Annotated in this window: 6 protein-coding genes; 5 read left to right on the top strand and 1 reads right to left on the bottom strand. The window is 52.2% G+C overall.

Annotation, left to right across the window (positions count from 1 at the left end):
- The first annotated feature begins 392 nt into the window (after positions 1 to 392).
- The 5 genes from sapA to sapF are packed head-to-tail and all read left to right on the top strand — an operon-like array spanning position 393 to position 5,675.
- Complete coding sequence (gene sapA, locus NNO02_RS22225) at positions 393 to 2,036, top strand: ABC transporter substrate-binding protein SapA (RefSeq protein ID WP_202038530.1); 1,644 nt, start codon at positions 393 to 395, stop codon at positions 2,034 to 2,036.
- On the top strand, positions 2,033 to 2,998 hold the full coding sequence (sapB, locus tag NNO02_RS22220; protein WP_202038529.1) for a peptide ABC transporter permease SapB: 966 nt from the start codon (positions 2,033 to 2,035) through the stop codon (positions 2,996 to 2,998). Before sapA ends, sapB begins: the two co-directional genes overlap by 4 nt.
- The gene (gene sapC, locus NNO02_RS22215) at positions 2,985 to 3,875 is read left to right on the top strand and encodes a peptide ABC transporter permease SapC (protein ID WP_005126480.1); all 891 of its coding nucleotides are present in this window, start codon (positions 2,985 to 2,987) and stop codon (positions 3,873 to 3,875) included. The genes sapB and sapC overlap by 14 nt, the downstream gene beginning before the upstream one ends.
- The gene (gene sapD, locus NNO02_RS22210) at positions 3,875 to 4,867 is read left to right on the top strand and encodes a peptide ABC transporter ATP-binding protein SapD (protein ID WP_103770737.1); all 993 of its coding nucleotides are present in this window, start codon (positions 3,875 to 3,877) and stop codon (positions 4,865 to 4,867) included. The genes sapC and sapD overlap by 1 nt, the downstream gene beginning before the upstream one ends.
- 1 nt (position 4,868) lies before the next feature.
- Positions 4,869 to 5,675, top strand: coding sequence for a peptide ABC transporter ATP-binding protein SapF (gene sapF, locus NNO02_RS22205; protein ID WP_005126478.1), 807 nt, complete (start codon positions 4,869 to 4,871; stop codon positions 5,673 to 5,675).
- Positions 5,676 to 5,719: 44 nt separating this feature from the next.
- Here the strand turns inward: sapF and NNO02_RS22200 are convergent, their stop codons facing one another.
- Positions 5,720 to 6,409 (bottom strand): EAL domain-containing protein, encoded by a 690-nt coding sequence (locus NNO02_RS22200; RefSeq protein ID WP_271455767.1) that lies wholly within the window; start codon positions 6,407 to 6,409, stop codon positions 5,720 to 5,722.
- Positions 6,410 to 6,497 lie beyond the last annotated feature (88 nt).

The raw sequence follows: 6,497 nt of genomic DNA, 5'->3' as shown, positions 1-6,497 counted from the left end.
TTATATATTTTCGCTTTATTGCCCTGTATTTAACATAAACCACTACCTGAATGATTATAGTTCAGCATTCATATGATTTCTGTACCTCTTCCAGGTTCCCTTTAACGCTATCCCTTCCTTAAGTTTCGGCTCTTGCGCCACCACAGCACATAAATTTGGCATAGCTATACTCTCACGAGGCTCGCGCTTCGTTTATTACGGGTCAGATGGGGCATGAAAATGCTAAGATAGTTTATGAGTTATATTCAAAGTGGATCGCTGGTATGAATATTGACCAGACCACAACGTTGAATTTGCAACTAACGGTATGGTTGCGCCCAAACTCAAACGGTAATGGCGAATGTCATTAAATATTAGTAAGATAGCTTCTTTATTCATAGTCCCTTAAAATTATGCGCCTGGTTTTATCAACTCTGATCGTGATGGCTGGACTTCTGAGTGGTCAGGCTGTTGCCGCGCCTCTGCAGACCACGCACGCTGATATTCGTGACAGCGGCTTTGTCTATTGCGTCAGCGGGCAAGTCAATACATTCAACCCACAGAAAGCGAGCAGCGGCCTGATTGTCGACACTCTGGCTGCCCAACTCTATGACCGGCTGCTTGATGTGGACCCGTACACCTACCGACTGGTGCCAGAACTGGCTGAGAGCTGGGAAGTGCTGGACAACGGCGCAACCTACCGTTTTCACTTGCGCCGCGATGTCTCGTTTCAAAAGACGGCCTGGTTTACGCCTACCCGTAAGCTAAATGCAGATGATGTGGTGTTTACCTTCGAGCGCATATTTGACCGTCACCATCCGTGGCACAACGTCAATGGCAGCAGTTTTCCCTATTTCGATAGCCTGCAATTCGCTGACAACGTGCAAAGCGTGCGCAAGCTGGATAACAACACGGTCGAATTTCGTCTGACTCAGCCAGATGCCTCCTTCCTGTGGCATCTGGCGACACACTATGCCTCCGTAATGTCGGCTGAATATGCCACACAACTGGCCAAACAGGATCGCCAGGAATTACTCGACAGGCAGCCCGTCGGCACCGGACCGTTCCTGCTTTCAGAAAACCGTGCGGGACAATATATTCGGCTACAACGCCACGAAAAATTCTGGCGCGGCACGCCTCTGATGCCACAGGTCGTTGTGGATCTCGGCTCAGGCGGAACCGGACGGTTATCAAAGCTCCTGACCGGGGAGTGCGACGTTCTGGCCTGGCCCGCGGCCAGTCAGCTCACCATATTACGTGATGACCCACGTCTGCGCCTGACACTGCGCCCTGGAATGAACATTGCCTATCTGGCATTCAACACCAATAAACCGCCGCTGGATAACCCCGCAGTACGGCATGCGCTGGCGCTGGCCATTAACAACCAACGTCTGATGCAGTCTATCTACTACGGTACGGCAGAAACTGCAGCATCTATTTTGCCCCGCGCCTCGTGGGCTTATGACAACGAAGCTAAGATTACTGAATACAACCCGGCTAAATCCCGTGAGCAGTTAAAAGCACTGGGACTGGAGAACCTGACGTTGCAACTGTGGGTCCCGACCAGCTCTCAGGCCTGGAACCCGAGTCCGCTGAAAACAGCGGAACTGATCCAGGCAGATATGGCGCAGGTGGGTGTGAAAGTGAAGATCATCCCGGTTGAAGGTCGTTTTCAGGAGGCGCGATTAATGGATATGAACCATGATCTGACGTTGTCCGGTTGGGCGACAGACAGTAACGATCCTGACAGCTTTTTCCGACCGCTGCTCAGTTGTGCCGCCATCAACTCACAGACCAACTTCGCGCACTGGTGTAATCCGCAGTTCGACAGCATACTGCGCAAGGCATTGTCTTCGCAGCAGCTCTCCTCACGTATTGACGCCTATGACGAAGCACAAAATATCCTGGCGCAAGAGTTGCCGATCCTGCCGTTGGCCTCATCATTGCGCCTACAGGCTTACCGCTATGACATCAAAGGTCTGGTGCTAAGTCCGTTCGGGAATGCCTCCTTTGCCGGGGTTTCCAGGGAAAAGACTGATGAGGTGAAAAAACCATGATTATCTTCACCCTACGCCGCTTCTTATTGCTGCTGGTCACCCTGTTCTTCCTGACATTCATTGGGTTCAGTCTGAGCTACTTCACCCCCCATGCGCCGTTACAAGGTGCATCGCTATGGAACGCCTGGATATTCTGGTTCAACGGTCTGATTCACTGGGATTTTGGCGTTTCCAGTATTAATGGTCAGTTAATCTCAGAACAGCTGAAAGAGGTTTTCCCAGCCACGATGGAGCTGTGTATTCTTGCCTTTGGGTTTGCGCTGATGGTCGGGATCCCTGTTGGTATGCTGGCCGGCATCACACGTAATAAATGGCAGGATCGCTGCATCAGCGCATTGGCTCTGATGGGGTTTTCCATTCCCGTTTTTTGGCTGGCGCTGCTGCTGACGCTCCTCTTCTCACTGACTCTCGGCTGGTTACCCGTTTCGGGACGTTTCGATTTGCTTTACGAAGTAAAACCGGTGACCGGTTTCGCCATTATTGATGCGTGGATCTCTGACTCCCCCTGGCGCGACGAAATGTTGGTCAGCGCAATCCGTCATATGGTGCTTCCGGTATTGACGCTTTCCGTCGCGCCCACGACGGAGGTCATCCGCCTGATGCGTATCAGCACCATTGAGGTCTTCGATCAGAACTATGTTAAAGCGGCAGCCACGCGCGGTTTGTCACGCTTCACCATTCTGCGTCGCCACGTATTGCACAACGCCCTTCCGCCGGTCATTCCTCGTCTTGGATTACAGTTTTCCACCATGCTGACGCTGGCGATGATCACCGAGATGGTCTTTAGCTGGCCAGGGCTGGGGCGTTGGTTGATTAACGCGATTCGCCAGCAAGACTACGCCGCTATTTCGGCGGGTGTGATGGTGATTGGCTCCCTGGTTATTATCGTTAACGTTATCTCTGATATTTTGGGTGCTATGGCTAACCCTCTGAAACATAAGGAATGGTATGCCTTACGATAGCGTATATAGCGAAAAGCGCCCGCCCGGAACACTACGCACCGCATGGCGTAATTTTTATGGCGATGCTTCTGCGATGGTGGGTCTGTACGGTTGTGCGGGACTGGTCATTCTGTGCGTGTTTGGTGGCTGGTTTGCCCCTTACGGCATCGATCAGCAATTTCTCGGCTACCAACTGTTGCCACCGTCCTGGTCACGCTATGGCGAAGTGTCATTCTTCCTCGGAACCGACGATCTCGGCCGCGACGTATTAAGCCGTCTGCTCAGCGGCGCGGCCCCTACTGTAGGTGGTGCGTTTGTCGTTACCCTCGCCGCCACACTCTGCGGTCTGTTGCTGGGCGTGGTTGCCGGAGCAACGCACGGACTACGCTCAGCGGTGCTGAATCATATTCTGGATACCCTGCTGTCAATTCCATCGCTACTGCTGGCCATTATTGTGGTGGCTTTCGCCGGGCCACATTTGACGCATGCGATGTTCGCCGTCTGGCTGGCTTTACTGCCGCGTATGGTGCGCTCCGTCTACAGCATGGTGCATGACGAACTGGAAAAAGAGTATGTCATTGCCGCTCGTCTGGATGGCGCGAGCACACTCAATATCCTGTGGTTTGCGATTCTGCCGAATATCACTGCCGGCCTTATCACTGAAATCACCCGAGCACTGTCAATGGCGATTCTGGATATCGCCGCCCTGGGCTTCCTTGATCTCGGCGCACAACTCCCATCCCCAGAATGGGGAGCCATGCTCGGCGATGCGCTGGAGTTGATCTATGTTGCACCATGGACAGTCATGCTGCCCGGAGCGGCAATTATGATAAGTGTGCTGCTGGTAAACCTGCTAGGTGACGGCGTGCGTCGCGCGATTATTGCGGGGGTGGAATAATGCCATTACTGGATATCCGCAACCTGACTATCGAGTTCAGGACCGGTGAAGACTGGGTGAAAGCGGTTGACCGCGTCAGCATGACGCTAAACGAAGGTGAGATCCGTGGACTGGTCGGTGAATCGGGTTCAGGTAAAAGTTTGATCGCTAAGGCCATCTGCGGCGTCGCCAAAGATAACTGGCGCGTGACCGCGGACCGCATGCGTTTTGATGATATCGACCTGTTGCGCCTTTCCGCCCGCGAGCGACGTAAGCTCGTCGGCCATAATGTGTCCATGATCTTTCAGGAGCCACAGTCTTGTCTGGATCCGTCCGAACGTATTGGACGCCAACTGATGCAAAACATTCCCGCCTGGACATACAAGGGGCGCTGGTGGCAACGTATTGGCTGGCGCAAACGTCGCGCGATTGAACTGCTGCACCGCGTCGGGATAAAAGACCATAAAGATGCAATGCGCAGTTTCCCTTATGAGCTGACCGACGGCGAGTGCCAGAAGGTAATGATCGCCATCGCACTGGCAAACCAACCTCGTCTGCTGATTGCAGATGAACCCACCAACGCGATGGAACCCACCACACAGGCGCAAATTTTTCGTCTGTTGACACGACTGAATCAAAACAGCAATACCACCATTTTGTTGATCAGCCATGACCTGCAAATGCTCAGCCAATGGGCAGACAAAATCAACGTAATGTACTGCGGACAAACGGTGGAAACCGCGCCCAGTAAAGATTTGGTGACGATACCCCATCACCCTTATACGCAAGCGTTGATTCGCGCTATTCCTGATTTTGGTAGCGCAATGCCGCATAAAAGCCGCCTGAATACCATGCCAGGAGCAATTCCGTTGTTAGAACAGTTGCCTATCGGCTGTCGTCTGGGGCCACGTTGCCCTTATGCGCAGCGCGAATGCATTGAAACCCCAAGACTGACCGGAGCAAAGAATCATCTCTACGCCTGTCATTTCCCCCTGAACATGGAGAGAGAGTGAGATGGTAGAAACCCTGCTCGAAGTTCGCAATCTGAGCAAAACCTTTCGCTACCGGACGGGATTATTTCGCCGCCAGACCGTCGAAGCCGTTAAACCGCTGAGCTTTACGCTGCGTGAACGTCAAACGCTCGCCATTATTGGCGAGAACGGCTCAGGCAAGTCCACGCTGGCAAAAATGCTGGCTGGGATGGTTGAACCGAGCAGCGGCGAGCTACTGATTGACGATCATCCGCTAAAATATGGCGATTATTCATTTCGTAGTCAGCGTATTCGCATGATTTTCCAGGATCCGTCCACGTCGCTTAATCCGCGCCAACGTATTTCGCAGATCCTCGATTTTCCGTTACGCCTGAATACCGATCTGGAGCCTGAACAGCGCCGCAAACAGATTGTGGAAACCATGCGTATGGTGGGTCTGCTACCCGATCATGTTAGCTACTATCCGCATATGCTTGCGCCAGGGCAAAAACAACGCCTGGGACTTGCCCGTGCACTTATTTTGCGCCCAAAAGTGATTATCGCCGACGAAGCACTAGCCTCTCTGGATATGTCGATGCGATCGCAGCTCATCAACCTGATGCTCGAGTTACAGGAAAAACAGGGGATTTCCTATATCTATGTGACCCAACACATTGGGATGATGAAACACATCAGCGACCAGGTGTTAGTCATGCATCAGGGCGAAGTTGTCGAGCGCGGCAGTACGGCGGATGTGCTGGCCTCTCCGCTACATGAACTGACTCGTCGTCTTATTGCAGGACATTTTGGCGAGGCGCTTACCGCTGATGCCTGGCGGAAAGACCGTTAATGAGATAATAGCCCACCAGGACGGGAGGGCTATCCGTTCAGTCATCAGTGACAAAACCGGGGCAAGAGTAGCGCGTCAACCTCAGAGAAGGTGACTGACGGGAAAATCTCACCCTGCATCGCCCAAACGCCGGCGGTGCAGACCGCCTCGATAAGATGGGTCGTATCTACCCCCTCAACCACAACGCGGTCGCAATACCCCCTGATATTTTTAATCAACACCGGGAATATTGTTTTTTCTACCTGTGACAGGAAGAAGTCGCGATCCATTTTCACAACGTCAAAACGGCCGCACACCAGCGGACTCGCGCCAATACTGCCAGAGCCGAGATCGCCCAGCCACAAGGCGTTTGGGCCATCACTCAGCGAATTAATGAGCAGATTGTTCAGGCAAACTGTATTCGACAGAAAGCGTTCTGAGAGTTCCAGCGCAATAAAAGGCATGGAATGTAAGGCCGACTTAATGACAGGATCACCGATTGCTAATAGCGCCATTTCATCAACAAGGCTTAGCGTACAGATCAGATTATTGTTCTCGAACCAATCACGCTTTTCTGCAATTAACCGAATTTGCTCAAGCATGAAATTACGTTTTTGTTCGCTACTCCATGCCGAAATAATGGAATCTGCATGCAACGGATGAACCGTCTCAGAAGCGAAGCGGGCGAGCATCTCAACACCCAGCAACTTATCTGTTGTGTCTCTCATCGGTTCCGCGATGAAATGATAGTGCATAAGACCACTCCAATTGATCATAACGTCCTGATAATGCACTTCTAATCAGAATCAATCAATAATATCGATCAATGAATCGATATTGATC

The organism is Citrobacter sp. Awk 2 (genome assembly GCF_028069815.1).
GTDB lineage: Bacteria > Pseudomonadota > Gammaproteobacteria > Enterobacterales > Enterobacteriaceae > Citrobacter.
Note: the sequence above shows the minus strand (reverse complement) of the source record. Positions and strands in the feature narration are given on the sequence as shown.

Excerpts from the sequence above, each read along its gene's own strand:
- sapA (WP_202038530.1), top strand. The coding sequence starts at position 393 with ATGCGCCTGGTTTTATCAACTCTGATCGTGATGGCTGGACTTCTGAGT.
- sapB (WP_202038529.1), top strand. The coding sequence starts at position 2,033 with ATGATTATCTTCACCCTACGCCGCTTCTTATTGCTGCTGGTCACCCTG.
- sapC (WP_005126480.1), top strand. The coding sequence starts at position 2,985 with ATGCCTTACGATAGCGTATATAGCGAAAAGCGCCCGCCCGGAACACTA.
- sapD (WP_103770737.1), top strand. The coding sequence starts at position 3,875 with ATGCCATTACTGGATATCCGCAACCTGACTATCGAGTTCAGGACCGGT.
- sapF (WP_005126478.1), top strand. The coding sequence starts at position 4,869 with ATGGTAGAAACCCTGCTCGAAGTTCGCAATCTGAGCAAAACCTTTCGC.
- NNO02_RS22200 (WP_271455767.1), bottom strand. The coding sequence starts at position 6,409 with ATGCACTATCATTTCATCGCGGAACCGATGAGAGACACAACAGATAAG.